This is a genomic window from Cedecea sp. Ae19-4, assembly GCF_059801165.1.
Map to the genome: position 1 here is coordinate 2269303 of NZ_JBCHWG010000001.1, position 13268 is coordinate 2282570.

Consider the following 13268-nt stretch of genomic DNA (forward strand, 5'->3'; position numbering starts at 1 on the left):
CCCCGGAAATCCGGGGTTTTTTCTTATTAGGCGTCTCTTGCCTGCCCGACAGTTTTATCCTTCAGGAACAACACCATCAGGCCAAGCCAGACCACCCCGCCAAGCAGGTTAAACAGGCTGAACAGACCGTTGCCGCCGAACTGGTAGGCGTGCTTGCTCAGCTCAATACCGACGGTAAAGATCAGCATTTGCAGCATGCCCATCGCCGCCGACACCGTGCCTTTACTCATCTCGCTGGCAAACAACGTCAGGCGCACCAGGCCCGCATTCGCCAGGCCGATGCCAAAGGCGTACAGACTCAGGCCAGCGGTCATCCACAAATAAGCATGAGAAGAAACCACCGTAGCCACTGCCGCCACAATCAGGCCCGGCACAATCCACCAGCCGCCCATGATGATCAGGCTGCGCACGCTGCGCCGGGACGTCAGTTTGGCCAGAACCAGGTTACCGAGGATCAGCGCGCCAAAGATGGGTACCTGCAGCAGACCGTATTCATAAGTGCTGAGATTCTCCCCGCTGATGATGATCACCGGCGACTGGGCAATCCACGCCAGCAGCGGCAGGCTTACAAAGCCCGTAGCCAGCGCGCCCGAGACAAAACGCAGGTTTTTCAGCACCAGCTTGTAGTCATGCCCAAGTTCTTTCAGCGAAAGCTTTTCGCCAAGACGCGTCGCGGTTTCCGGCATCGCCCTGTGCAGCCCAAAGAAAGAGATAGCGGCCAGCAGCGCAAACAGCACGAACATCGTTTCCCACGGAGCGACGTGGATCCACGCCGCGCCGACCAGCGGCCCAAGCAGCGGCGCGATGAGCGCCACGTTAGCCATCAGCGCGGTTATCTTGATGCAAACCGACTCTTCGAACGATTCCTGAATAGCGGCGTAGCCCACCGCGCCAATAAAGCACAGGCTGACGCCCTGCAGGAAACGCAGGAAGGTGAACTGCTGAATATCCTGGGCCAGCAGCGTTGCAAGGCAGGTGACAATAAACCAGACTACGCCGGTCAGCATCACCGGGCGGCGGCCAATACGGTCAGAGAGCGGCCCGAGCAGCCACTGCAGGAACATCCCGCCCGCCAGGTAAGCCGTCATTGAGGTCGGCACCCATTCCACGCCCGCCTGGAACTGATCCACCACGGCCAGCATGCCCGGCTGGATCATGTCATTGCCGATGTAAGTTGAGAATTCGTAGAGCACCAGGCAGAGCGGGAACAGCAGCGCCTGACGGCCTAACGTTTTGTTAGCTATCGTATTATGTTGCATTAGGAACTCAGAAGATAAAGAAACGCGCAGAGTGTATTCAATTGCCCGTACCAGCGGTAGTCAGCGGCTGACAAATAGCACGGGGTGTAAAGCCGCGCACATTATACCTCAATTCTATTAAGGATTTCTTAATCTGTGATGAATATTCTGCTGCCATGCATTTAAGGTCAGTACGGTCTTCGCCAACTACAAGATGAAATGTTTTCCTAAACCAACGGTAAATAAGACAAAACTGCTTTACCGACTACCGTCCCGCTTCTATCTTTTCCAGCTTTGCATCCTGATAATACTGGCTGCCGTTTTTAGCTGGCTTTCCCGGAATGAAGAGCTGGATCGCTGGCTGACCGGGTTCTGGTTTGATGCCGCCAGCCACAGTTTTCCGCTGCAAAACGATCGGCGGCTGGATTTGCTCAACCACCGCCTGTTAAAGGACCTGGTGATTGCAGGCGGGGTTATCGCGCTGCTATGGGGACTCTGGCGTCGTCAGCCACGGCTGGTCGTAGTGGCGTTGCTCATCGGGCTTGGGGCATTAACGGTCGGCGTCCTGAAAGGGTTTAGCCACCACTCCTGCCCGTGGAGCCTGGTGGAGTACGGCGGGAATGCCGCCTCGTACCCGCTTTTCAGCCCCGCTCCGGCAGACAGCGGGCCAGGAAGATGTTTTCCCGGCGGCCATGCTTCCAGCGGCTTTGGCGTTATGGCGCTGTTTTTTTTGTTTTACCGTGAACGCCCGCGTCTGGCGTGGTTTTTCCTCGGCCTTGGCGTTTTTCTCGGCCTGGGAATGGGGTACGGCCAGGTGATGCGCGGCGCGCACTTTTTCAGCCACAACCTGTGGGCAGGTTGGTGGGTATGGTTAACCCAGGTGGTGCTTTACGGCGCGATATCCACCTGGTCAGTTAAAGCACAGGACAAGTCATAATGGAAACGCTCAACCAGAATCTGTTTTTGCTCATAAATGCCACCCCGTCATCACCGGAGTGGATGATAAAACTGGCGATCTTCTTCGCCCGGGATCTGATCAGCATCGTCCCGCTGCTGATCGTCGCGCTCTGGCTGTGGGGCCAGCGTAAGCAAATGCCGGCCCAGCGCAAGGTGGTGATCAAAACCGGCATGGCGCTGGTGATTAGCGTGGCGCTGTCGTGGATCATCGGTCATGCGTTCCCGCACCCTCGCCCCTTTGTGGTCGGGCTGGGCTACAACTTCCTGCATCATGCGCCGGATGATTCTTTCCCGAGCGACCACGGCACGGTAATCTTCACCTTCGCCCTGGCATTTTTGTGCTGGCACCGCATCTGGTCGGGCGTGATGCTGTTTGCGATCGGCTGCGCGATTGCCTGGTCCCGCGTCTATCTCGGCGTGCACTGGCCGCTGGACATGCTCGGCGGCCTGCTGGTCGGCATGAGCGCCTGTCTGCTGTCGCAGATCGTCTGGAACCTGCGCGGGCCGCAAATCCACCAGCGTCTGCATCAGATTTACCGCTACTGTTTCGCGCTCCCCATCCGTAAAGGCTGGGTGCGTGACTAAGCTGTGCGCCACAGGTAATATGCATTAACTAAAGCCCTGCCTTAGCGGGGCTTTTTAATGTTCAGAGGCCGCTATGGAAACCCGCCGTGAAGAGCGCATTAACCGCCTGCTACAGGCGCTGAAGCGCAGCGATAAAATTCATCTCAAAGAAGCCGCTCAGCTGTTGGGCGTCTCCGAAATGACCATCCGCCGCGACATTAACAGCGAACCGGGTCAGGTTGTTCTGCTGGGGGGATACGTGGTGCTGGAGCCTCGCAGCGCCGGGGCCAGCTACTATCTGCTTAGCGATGAAAAAACGCGCCAGGTTGAAGAGAAACGCCACGCCGCCAGGCTCGCCGCGCAGCGTGTTCGCCCGCGCCAGACCGTGTTCTTCGACTGCGGCACCACCACGCCTTACATTATTGACGCCCTTGACGACGATCTGCCTTTCACTGGCCTGTGCTATTCCCTCAACACTTTTCTGGCGCTGCAGGAGAAGCCGAACTGCCGGGTGATTTTAAGCGGCGGCGAGTTTCACGCCAGCAATGCGATTTTCAATCCGATTAACTTCCAGGAGTGCCTGGGGAATATCTGCCCGGATATCGCCTTTTTATCCGCGGCCGGCGTCCACCTGCGCTACGGCGCAACCTGCTTTAATTTGAATGAGCTGGCGGTGAAGCATTGGGCGCTGAGCATGGCCCAGCGTAATATTCTGGTGGTGGATGACACCAAGTTTGGCAAGGTTCGCGCCGCCTGCATGGGGCCGCTGACGGCGTTTGATACGATTATTACCAACCGGCCTCCCGCCGCGGAGTTTATAGACTATGCCGCGGCGGAAAACCTGACGCTAACGTGGTAGGCGCTTAAGAGAACCAGCTCCCGAACCAGCCGTGGAGCTTCATCAGCACAAAGTCCCACATGCGGCTGAAGAAGCCGCCCTCTTCAACCGGCTCCATCACCAGCAGCGGGCGCTGCTCAATGGATTTGCCGTTCAGCAGGAAGTCGATGGTACCGACGGCCTGGCCTTTCTTCAGCGGCGCGGTTAGCTGAGGTTCATTCAGGGTAAAGCTGGCTTTCAGGTTTTTCAGCTGGCCACGGGGAATAGTCACCGAGCCGCCCTCGCCTGCCCCCAGATTGACTTCGCTCTTATCGCCAAACCAGACACGCTGGGTCACAAAAGTCGCGTCAGGTTTGATTGGCGTTACGGTTTCGAAGAAGCGGAAACCCCAGGTCAGCAGCTTTTCGCTCTCGTTGAAGCGAATGCGGTCAGTTTTTGTCCCCAGCACCACGGAAATCAGGCGCATATCGCCGGAGGTTGCCGACGCGACAAGATTATAGCCCGCGCCCACCGTGGTGCCGGTTTTCATGCCGTCAACGTTCAGGTTGGAGCTCCACAGCAGGCGGTTGCGGTTCGGCTGCTTGATATTGTTAAAGGTGAACTCTTTCTCTTTGTGTACCGCGTACTCGTCCGGCACGTCGTGGATCAGCGCCTGGCCCAGCAGCGCCATGTCGCGCGCGGTGCTGTACTGCCCCGGAGCATCCAGGCCGTGAACAGTTTTAAAGGTGGTGTTGGTGAGCTTGAGCTTCTGCGCGTAGTTGTTCATCAGGCTGACAAACGAGTCCTGGCTGCCCGCCACATAGTCGGCAATCGCAATGCTGGCGTCGTTCCCGGACTGAATAATGACGCCTTTGTTCAGATCTTCCACCGAGACTTTATCGCCGGGTTTCAGGAACATCAGCGAAGAGCCGCGCAGCACCGGGTTACCGGTGGCCCAGGCATCTTTCCCGATAGTCACCATATCCGTCAGGTGAATCTTGCCTGCTTTCAGCGCCTGCCCTACTACGTAGCTGGTCATCAGCTTGGTCAGACTTGCCGGATCGAGCTTTTCGTCGGCATTTCCTTCCGCCAGCACCTTCCCGCTGGCGTAATCCATCAAAATCCAGGCTCTGCCATCGACCTGGGGCGCATCTGCGGTCTGCTCAGCGCTTAGCGCAGGAGCCGCCATCAGCAGCAGGGTTGTCCCTGCGACTAAACCACGTAGTGTTGCAGGCATTTGCAAGATCGTCATAAAACCACCTGAGTATCCATTCTTAAAAAATTCACGGTGCGCACCGCCACCCAAAAGTCAGGGTGTGAGTAATAACGCACGAATCCACTTAAAGAAACATAGAGTTGGTAAAGTTTTTTAAGTTTATTCGATATCTGCGCGAGTTGCCGCCGTCACGCCATTTTTTTTAGCTTCGGTTGAGAAACAGTGGTGTTTTCGTGACCGGAGCCGGGCATACTCGATGTCCACCTGCAAAAAAAGGAACCACCATGATTACCGTTTGGGGCAGAGATAACTCCACCAATGTGAAGAAAGTGCTGTGGTGTCTGGAAGAGCTGCAACTGCCGTACCGCTCCGTGCCCGCGGGCGGGAAATTTGGCCTGACGCACGACGCTGAATACCTGGCGATGAACCCGAATGGCCTGGTGCCGTGCATTCACGACGACGCACACGGGCTGACGCTGTGGGAATCCAACACCATCGTGCGCTACCTGGCGGCTGAATATGGTCGCGATTCGCTGTGGGTAAATGCCCCGGCGGAACGTGCCAAAGGTGAAAAATGGATGGACTGGTCCGCTACGGCGGTCGCTGGCCCCTACCGTGGGGTGTACGCCAGCCTGGTCAGAACCCCGCCGGAAGAGCGCGATCAGAAGCTGATTGAGCAAAGTATTGTGGCCTGCAACAAGCTGTTTGCGATTGCAGATGCGGAACTGGCTAAACAGCCCTGGCTGGGTGGCGAAGCCTTTGGCCTGGGCGACCTCGCCTTCGGCCCGCAAATCTACAGCCTGCTCAACCTTGATATTCCGTGGGATGCGGTGCCAAATCTTCAACGCTGGTATCAGCAACTGACCCAGCGCCCGGCGTTCAAGAAAATTGTGATGCTCCCGCTGACCTGATTTAGCCTTCGGCCGGGCTGATTTTTAGCAGCTCGCCGTCAGATTCGTCGGTCAGGACATACAGATAGCCGTCCGGGCCGACGCGCACATCGCGAATACGCTTTTTACGATCCCCCAGCAGCCGCTGTTCGGCCGTCACCTTGTCGCCGTCCAGCGTTAGCTCAATCAGATTCTTTTCTTTGAGTGCGCCGATAAACAACTTGCCTTTCCACTGCGGGAAGGTGTCAGCCGAATAAAACGCCATGCCGCTTATGGCAGGAGAGACTTTCCAGTAATGAATCGGCTGCTCGGTGCCTTCAACTTCCCCTCCTTTGGCTTCGGGGATCTTAAACCCGCTGTAATTAATGCCCCAGGTCGCCAGCGGCCAGCCGTAGTTTTTCCCGGCTGCCGGGATATTGATTTCATCGCCACCTTTCGGCCCGTGCTCGTTTAGCCACAGCTCCCCGTTGGCCGGATTAATGGCTAATCCCTGCGGGTTACGGTGCCCGTAAGACCAAATTTCAGGCCGGACGCCTGGTTTGCCTATAAACGGGTTATCCTGCGGGACGGAACCATCGGCATTAAGCCGCACCACTTTGCCCTGCAGCTTATCGAGATCCTGAGCCGTAGCGCGCTCGTTGTTTTCCCCCAGCGCGATAAACACATGGCCTTGCCCGTCAAACGCCATGCGTCCGCCGAAATGGTTGCCGGTGGAGAGTTTTGGCGTCTGGCGGAACACAACCTTAAAGTTTTCCAGCCGCTTCAGATCCCGGCTTAACGTTCCATACCCGACGGCAGTACCGGCTTTATTGTCGCTGCCGCCTTCGGCAAAGCTAAGCCACACGCGGCGGCTACTGGCAAAGTCCGGGGCCAGCACAACATCCAGCAAACCGCCCTGTCCGTGGGCCCAGACAACGGGCACGCCGCCGATCGGCGCGGACAGTCTCTTGCCCTGCTGCCACAGATGCAGCTCCCCGCCACGCAGGGTAATCAACATGCCCTGGTTATCCGGTAAAAAGTCCAGCGCCCACGGGTGGGGCAGGTTGGTTTGCAGGACTTCAACGTTGGTTTTGGCAGCCAGGGCATAAGAGGCAGAGAAAAGTAGCGCGGCGGCAATAAGCGTGCGGGACGGGAACGGCGGCATGGCAATCTCCTGGTTTTGGCTATTCCTTAAGGGTAGCCGCCGGAGATAATCGACTGCTTGATTTTACATAACATTAAGAACGGGGAGCCTGGCAGACTCCCCGCGCTCGGGTCAGGCTTCAATGGCCTTTCCGCGTTCTGCCAGTGCATTCAGGCTACGGGTGAGCTGCATCAGGCTGGTTTCAAGCTTTGCCGCATCAACCGCGATGTATTGCGGGCAGTCTTTACGCCCGCTCATCAGGCAAAGTGCGGCGGATGAACACGCCTCAACGGCATGGCGAAAATCATCTTTTTCATCGTCGGCCAGGCTCGCCTGCAGCACAAAGGCAGCATCGCGGCTCCGGTGGCAGACATCCAGCAAGCGGGTCCGCAGCTGTTCGCTTTCGCTGACAGACATATACCCTTTGGCCTTTCTCAACGCCAGGTAGGCGGCGATCTCCCCCTTCGCGACCTGCAGCTTTTGCAGCAGGTCGTGTTTGAGCGTACGTCCGGACATAGCGCATCCTCCTCGTGGGTTACCCATTAACCCACAGAGTAAGTATGGTCAAGGGGTGGGGATTCGCAGCGAATATCTTTCGCATTTGATGCTATTTATCGGGCAAGCCGGGGTATGCGGTGGGTAAACCGAAGCGGAATAAATCACGTCTAACGCAAACTGCAATTCTCCAGTACAAATTCCCGCCCAACCTCTGTAGAATCCCTGCCCTAATCTTTCTAATAATTGAACACTTTTTAAGCTATGAGCAATGTGACCCAACAACCCCGTATCGGGTTTGTCTCCCTCGGCTGCCCGAAAAACCTCGTGGACTCCGAACGCATCCTGACTGAACTGCGCACCGAAGGCTATGACGTGGTGCCAAGCTATGACGACGCCGACATGGTCATCGTCAACACCTGCGGTTTCATCGACAGCGCCGTCCAGGAATCGCTGGAAGCCATCGGCGAAGCGCTGAATGAAAACGGTAAGGTGATTGTCACCGGTTGCCTGGGTGCAAAAGAAGATCAGATCCGCGAAGTGCATCCGAAGGTACTCGAAATCACCGGCCCACACAGCTACGAGCAGGTTCTGCAGCACGTTCACCATTACGTGCCCAAACCGCAGCACAACCCGTTCCTGAGCCTGGTGCCGGAACAGGGCGTGAAGCTGACGCCGCGTCACTACGCGTATCTGAAAATTTCCGAAGGCTGCAACCATCGCTGCACCTTCTGCATTATTCCGTCCATGCGTGGCGATCTGGACAGCCGCCCAATCGGCGACGTGCTGGCAGAGGCAAAACGTTTGGTTGAAGCAGGCGTGAAAGAGCTGCTGGTGATCTCCCAGGATACCTCCGCTTACGGCGTGGACGTTAAGCACCGCACCGGGTTCTGGAACGGCGCTCCGGTCAAAACCAGCATGGTTAGCCTGTGTGAACAGTTGGCTAAGCTGGGCGTCTGGACTCGCCTGCACTACGTTTACCCGTATCCACACGTTGACGATGTGATCCCGCTGATGGCGGAAGGCAAGATTCTGCCGTACCTCGACATCCCGCTGCAGCACGCCAGCCCGCGTATTCTGAAGCTGATGAAGCGCCCAGGTTCTGCGGATCGTCAGCTGCAGCGCATCAAGCAGTGGCGTGAAATCTGCCCGGATCTGACCCTGCGCTCGACCTTTATCGTCGGCTTCCCGGGTGAAACCGAAGAAGACTTCGAGATGCTGCTCGACTTCCTGAAAGAAGCGCGCCTGGATCGCGTGGGCTGCTTCAAATACAGCCCGGTTGACGGCGCAACCGCTAACGAGCTGCCTGACCAGGTGCCGGAAGAAGTGAAAGAGGAGCGCTGGAACCGCTTTATGCAGCTGCAGCAGAAAATCTCTGCCGAGCGCCTGCAGGAAAAAGTGGGCCGCGAGATTCTGGTCATGGTGGATGAAGTGGACGAAGAAGGCGCCATCGGCCGCAGCATGGCGGATGCCCCAGAAATCGACGGCGCGGTTTACCTGAATGGCGAAACCAAGCTGAAACCAGGCGACGTTGTCCGTGTGAAAGTTGAAAACGCGGATGAGTACGATCTGTGGGGTTCAGTGGTTTAGTTTGCCCCTCACCCTACCCCTCTCCCCACAAGGGAGAGGGAATAATACCCCCTCTATCCTTGTTTTCTCTCGCCCCTTTGGGCTGAGGGGAGAAAATACTTAAAACGTATAGCTCATCCCCACCGTTAACTCCCGCAGGTTATTTTTATTCACCATTGGGCTGTCGCTGATAGTACTCGGATAAAAACGCTGGGTGAACTGCGCCCAGGTGTTCCAGAGCGGCGTCCAGGCGTAGTTCATTGCCAGCTGCGCGTAAGGCACTATGCTGCCCTGTGACCGCCATGCCGCAAGGCCTGTTTTTGCCGACTCTTTCTCTGAAACGCCATAGTAATAGCGCGTGTTTTGCGCATTCGAGAAGTCCATTCCCGCTTCCGGCACCAGCGTGAAATTGCCCCACTGCGCCATTGCAATATAGGCCGTATTCGCCGTTAGGCCGTTGCTGACGCCCAGCGTGTCGCCCGCAATTGTCGCGCTGAACGCGCCTATCGGCGTGGTGTATTGCATCGTCATGCCGCCCATCATCGTGCTATGGCGATTATTCAGCCCCCGCAGCGCGGGCGTCTGCCCGGTATCTGCCTGATACAGGGTATCGTAGTAATAGACTTTAGCGCGCAGCAGCAGCGTGTCGGTATTGATGAAGTTATAGCCCGCTTCGGTGCCGTCGAGGTACCAGGTTTTGCCGTCGTAGCCGACGTAGGGCAGCGCCCAGCGAAGCTGGTGCCGGGTTTGGTAAGGGGTTTGATACAGGCCCCCCTGCGCGCCAAGCGACCAGTTGGCCGCCGGGCAGGCAGTGGCAATCAGCAACGGGCTTAGCAGAAGTGCCCCGGTTATTTTTCTCATTTCTTCACTCCAGGGCAACGAATCTACTGCCTCAGCTTAGCCTTTAATTTTCGGATCCAGCGCGTCCCGCAGTCCATCCCCCAGCAAGTTGAACGCCAGCACGGTCAAAAAGATGGCAAGACTCGGGAAAATAGCCACATGCGGGGCAATCACCATATCCGCCCTCGCCTCGTTCAACATAGCGCCCCACTCCGGCGTAGGTGGCTGAGCCCCCAGGCCGAGAAATGACAGACTTGCGGCGGAAATAATCGAGGTCCCGATGCGCATCGTGAAATACACCACAATCGACGAAACGGTTCCCGGCAGAATATGCCGGAAGATGATAGTCGCATCCGGGGCACCAATGCTACGAGCAGACTCAATAAAAGTTTGCTGTTTCAGCACCAGCGTGTTGCCGCGCACCAGGCGGGCAAAGGCCGGAATACTGAAAATCGCCACCGCAATAATCACGTTGGTCATGCCGCTGCCCATCACCGCCACCACCGCAATTGCCAGCAAAATACCGGGGAAAGCGAACAGCACGTCGCAGATTCGCATGATAATGCGGTCCCACCACCCTTCGTAATAGCCCGCCAGCAGGCCAAAGAAGGTACCGATTAGCGCGCCGATAAGCACCGAAAAGACGCCAGCGGCCAGCGAGATTTGCGCCCCGACCAGCACACGACTAAAAATATCCCGCCCGAGCGAATCAACGCCAAACCAGTGCAGCATCGACGGCCCGTCGTTCAGCCTGTCGTAATCGAAATAGTTTTCCGCATCAAAGGGGGCAATCCACGGTGCTATGAGCGCAATCACTATCAGCAAAAGCACAAACAGCCCGGCAGTCATCGCCACGGGCTGCTGGCGAAAACGCCGCAGAAACTCGCTCCACGGGGTACGAATTTGCCCGGCACGTACCACGGGCATCGCGTTGACTATGGCCTGGCGTCGCCAGTTTAAAAGTCGCATCCTTATTTGTACCTGATGGCCGGGTTAATGGCGGCATACAGCAGATCCACCACTAAGTTGATCACAATAAACTCCAGCGAAAACAGCAGAACCTCGGCCTGAATAACCGGGTAATCACGCATCTCCACTGAATCCACCAGCAGACGCCCTAATCCCGGCCAGTTAAACACTTTTTCCACCACAATAGACCCACCGAGCAGGAAGCCGAACTGCAACCCCATCATGGTGATCACCGGGATCATGGCGTTACGCAGGCCGTGTTTTACCACGATCAGCGTTTCGCTTACGCCTTTCGCCCTGGCGGTACGCATGTAATCTTCGTGCAGCACATCCACAAACGACGCGCGGGTGAATCTCGCCATGACCGCCGCCACTGCCGCCCCAAGGGTAATGGACGGCAGAATGTAGTGCTGCCAGCTGTCGGCCCCCACCGTGGGCAGCCAGCCCAGCTCAACCGAGAAAACCTGCATCAGCAGCATTCCCAGCGCGAAGGCCGGGAATGAAATGCCGGACACGGCAATCGTCATGCTCACGCGATCCGGCCAGCGGTTGCGCCAGACGGCGGCCACAATGCCGGTCACCAGGCCAAACAGCGTCGCCCATGCCATGCTGGTCAGCGTCAGCCACAGCGTGGGCATAAAGCGGCTGGCAATCTCTTCAGACACAGGGCGGCGCGAAACCAGCGAGGTGCCAAAGTCCCCCTGCACGACGTGCGTGATGTAATGCAGGAACTGCCGCCACAGCGGTTGATCCAATCCCAGCTGTTTGCGAACAAGTTCGATGACCGTGGCATCCGCTTCCGGCCCGGCAATCAGCCGCGCCGGGTCGCCGGGCAGCAGATGCACGAACAGGAATACCAGCACCGCCACGATGAACAGCGTCGGGATCAGGCCCAAAAGGCGTTTGAGGAAATAGTTAAACATCGCAGCCCCTCACTCTAACCCACTCCCTGAGGGGAGTGGGAATCAAGAGACAAGGCACCAACAGGCTTAGCTTTCCCCCCTCTCCCTTTTAGGGAGAGGGCCGGGGTGAGGGTCATTATCACGCTACTTCAAATCCGCATTATCAAAACTAAACCCGGTATCCGGCATCACATAGAAGCCGGTGAGATTTTTGCTGTGGGCAGAAACCAGTTTTTCCACCACCAGCGGCACCCACGGAGACTCTTTCCAGATCGTATCCTGCGCGTCTTTGTACAGCTTCGCCTTCTCTTCCGGTTGAGTAGTTTTCAGCGCATCGGCCAGGTCTTTGTCCACCTGCGGATTGCTGTAAAACGCGGTGTTAAACAGCGTTGGCGGCCAGTTCTGGGAAGCAAACAGCGGCGACAGCGCCCAGTCAGCTTCGCCGGTTGACGCCGACCAGCCGGTGTAGAACATTCTCACGCCGCTCTCTTTCTGCCCTTTTGCTTCCACTTCGGCAGCACGCTGCCCGGCGTCCATCGCCGTCACTTTCACCTTGATACCCACCTGCGCCAACTGCTGCTGGGTAAACTGCAGCACTTTCTGCGCGGTACTGTGGTTGTGCGAGGACCAAAGCGTGGTTTCAAAGCCGTTCGGGAAGCCCGCTTCTTTCAGCAGCGCTTTGGCTTTGGCTGGGTCATAAGGCCAGGGTTTGAATTTCTCGGCATAGGCAAGCGACGGCGGCACCACGCCTTCTGCTGGCGTAGCGAAGCCGGAGAACGCCACTTTCACCAGCGCCTGGCGGTTAATCGCATAGTTGATGGCTTCGCGGACTTTCGGGTTATCAAACGGTTTTTGGGTGACGTTCATGCTGATGTAGCGCTGCATGATCGACGGCGAGGCAACCAGCTCAAGCTTGCTGTTTTTCTCCAGCACGCCCGCCTGCTCGTAAGGGATCGGGAACGCGAACTGCGCCTCGCCGGTTTGCAGCATCGCCGCACGGGTATTGTTATCCACGACCGGGCGCCAGGTAATGCTGTCCAGCTTCGGCAGGCCTTGCTGCCAGTAACCGGCGAATTTCTTCACCTTCACAAAATCGGTCTGGTTCCAGGTATCCAGCTGATACGGGCCGGTACCCACCGGATGGAAGCCGATATCTTTGCCGTATTTTTGCAGCGCAGCCGGGGAGATCATCGCCGTCGCAGGGTGGGCCAGAATATTGATGAACGCCGAGAACGGCTCTTTTAAGGTGATTTTCACCGTGGAAGGATCGACCACCTCCGTTTTGGCAATGGTTTTATACAGGTTGTAGCGCTTGAGGTGGTTGTCCGGGTTGCTGGCGCGATCGAGGTTCGCTTTTACCGCCTCGGCATTGAAGTCAGTGCCGTCCTGGAACTTCACGCCAGTGCGCAGCTTGATGGTGTACACCAGGCCGTCGTCAGACACTTTGTAGCTTTCTGCCAGCACGTTCTGCAGCTTCATGTCTTTATCAAGCCCGAACAGCCCCTGATAGAACGATTTGGCCACCGCCTGGGACAGTGTGTCATTCGCGTCGTAAGGGTCGAGCGTGGTGAAGTTTGAGGCCACCGCTACGACGACATCTTTAGCAGCGAAAGCGGGCGTGGCGATAACGGCGGAGGCAAGTCCCGCCGCCAGCAGCCATTTTTGCGTTGTGTTAGCTGTCATTATTG

General features: G+C 57.1%; 13 protein-coding genes. 5 read left to right on the forward strand and 8 right to left on the reverse strand.

What is annotated here, in order from left to right:
• Positions 1–26: 26 nt before the first annotated feature.
• Positions 27–1259 (reverse strand): MFS transporter, encoded by a 1233-nt coding sequence (locus AAIE02_RS10775; protein ID WP_498532515.1) that lies wholly within the window; start codon positions 1257–1259, stop codon positions 27–29.
• A gap of 193 nt (positions 1260–1452) precedes the next feature.
• Between AAIE02_RS10775 and AAIE02_RS10780 the strand changes: the two genes are divergently transcribed.
• The 3 genes from AAIE02_RS10780 (at position 1453) to deoR (ending at position 3618) form a co-directional block, all read left to right on the forward strand.
• Entirely contained in the window at positions 1453–2175 is a 723-nt protein-coding gene (locus tag AAIE02_RS10780) for a phosphatase PAP2 family protein (protein ID WP_498532516.1), read from the forward strand.
• Positions 2172–2780, forward strand: a complete 609-nt coding sequence (gene ybjG, locus AAIE02_RS10785; RefSeq protein WP_166992884.1) for an undecaprenyl-diphosphate phosphatase — start codon at positions 2172–2174, stop codon at positions 2778–2780. Before AAIE02_RS10780 ends, ybjG begins: the two co-directional genes overlap by 4 nt.
• A gap of 73 nt (positions 2781–2853) precedes the next feature.
• Positions 2854–3618: a DNA-binding transcriptional repressor DeoR gene (gene deoR / locus AAIE02_RS10790; RefSeq protein ID WP_008455203.1), complete on the forward strand. Its 765-nt coding sequence runs from the start codon at positions 2854–2856 to the stop codon at positions 3616–3618.
• Positions 3619–3622: 4 nt separating this feature from the next.
• Here deoR and dacC read toward each other — a convergent pair whose 3' ends face one another.
• Positions 3623–4828: a serine-type D-Ala-D-Ala carboxypeptidase gene (gene dacC / locus AAIE02_RS10795; RefSeq protein ID WP_008455204.1), complete on the reverse strand. Its 1206-nt coding sequence runs from the start codon at positions 4826–4828 to the stop codon at positions 3623–3625.
• Between the two features lie 248 nt (positions 4829–5076).
• Between dacC and AAIE02_RS10800 the strand changes: the two genes are divergently transcribed.
• Positions 5077–5703 carry a glutathione S-transferase family protein gene (locus AAIE02_RS10800; protein WP_498532517.1) on the forward strand — a complete coding sequence of 209 codons (627 nt, stop codon included), beginning with the start codon at positions 5077–5079 and terminating at the stop codon, positions 5701–5703.
• Between the two features lies 1 nt (position 5704).
• On the opposite strand, the gene AAIE02_RS10805 is transcribed toward AAIE02_RS10800, so the two are convergent.
• On the reverse strand, positions 5705–6826 hold the full coding sequence (locus tag AAIE02_RS10805) for a PQQ-dependent sugar dehydrogenase (protein ID WP_498532518.1): 1122 nt from the start codon (positions 6824–6826) through the stop codon (positions 5705–5707).
• A 111-nt stretch (positions 6827–6937) separates the two neighbouring features.
• Positions 6938–7321 (reverse strand): biofilm formation regulator BssR, encoded by a 384-nt coding sequence (locus tag AAIE02_RS10810; protein ID WP_166872396.1) that lies wholly within the window; start codon positions 7319–7321, stop codon positions 6938–6940.
• Positions 7322–7564: 243 nt separating this feature from the next.
• Between AAIE02_RS10810 and rimO the strand changes: the two genes are divergently transcribed.
• A complete protein-coding gene (gene rimO / locus AAIE02_RS10815) occupies positions 7565–8890 on the forward strand; it encodes a 30S ribosomal protein S12 methylthiotransferase RimO (protein WP_008455208.1) in 1326 nt (441 codons plus the stop codon).
• A 99-nt stretch (positions 8891–8989) separates the two neighbouring features.
• Here the strand turns inward: rimO and AAIE02_RS10820 are convergent, their stop codons facing one another.
• The 4 genes from AAIE02_RS10820 to gsiB all read right to left on the reverse strand — a co-directional run bounded on the left by AAIE02_RS10820 (position 8990) and on the right by gsiB (position 13263).
• Positions 8990–9730, reverse strand: a complete 741-nt coding sequence (locus tag AAIE02_RS10820; RefSeq protein ID WP_498532519.1) for a MipA/OmpV family protein — start codon at positions 9728–9730, stop codon at positions 8990–8992.
• Positions 9731–9766: 36 nt separating this feature from the next.
• Positions 9767–10678 carry a glutathione ABC transporter permease GsiD gene (gene gsiD, locus AAIE02_RS10825; RefSeq protein ID WP_008455211.1) on the reverse strand — a complete coding sequence of 304 codons (912 nt, stop codon included), beginning with the start codon at positions 10676–10678 and terminating at the stop codon, positions 9767–9769.
• A gap of 2 nt (positions 10679–10680) precedes the next feature.
• Complete coding sequence (gsiC, locus tag AAIE02_RS10830; RefSeq protein WP_336981623.1) at positions 10681–11601, reverse strand: glutathione ABC transporter permease GsiC; 921 nt, start codon at positions 11599–11601, stop codon at positions 10681–10683.
• A 123-nt stretch (positions 11602–11724) separates the two neighbouring features.
• Entirely contained in the window at positions 11725–13263 is a 1539-nt protein-coding gene (gsiB, locus tag AAIE02_RS10835) for a glutathione ABC transporter substrate-binding protein GsiB (protein WP_166991096.1), read from the reverse strand.
• Positions 13264–13268: the final 5 nt, after the last annotated feature.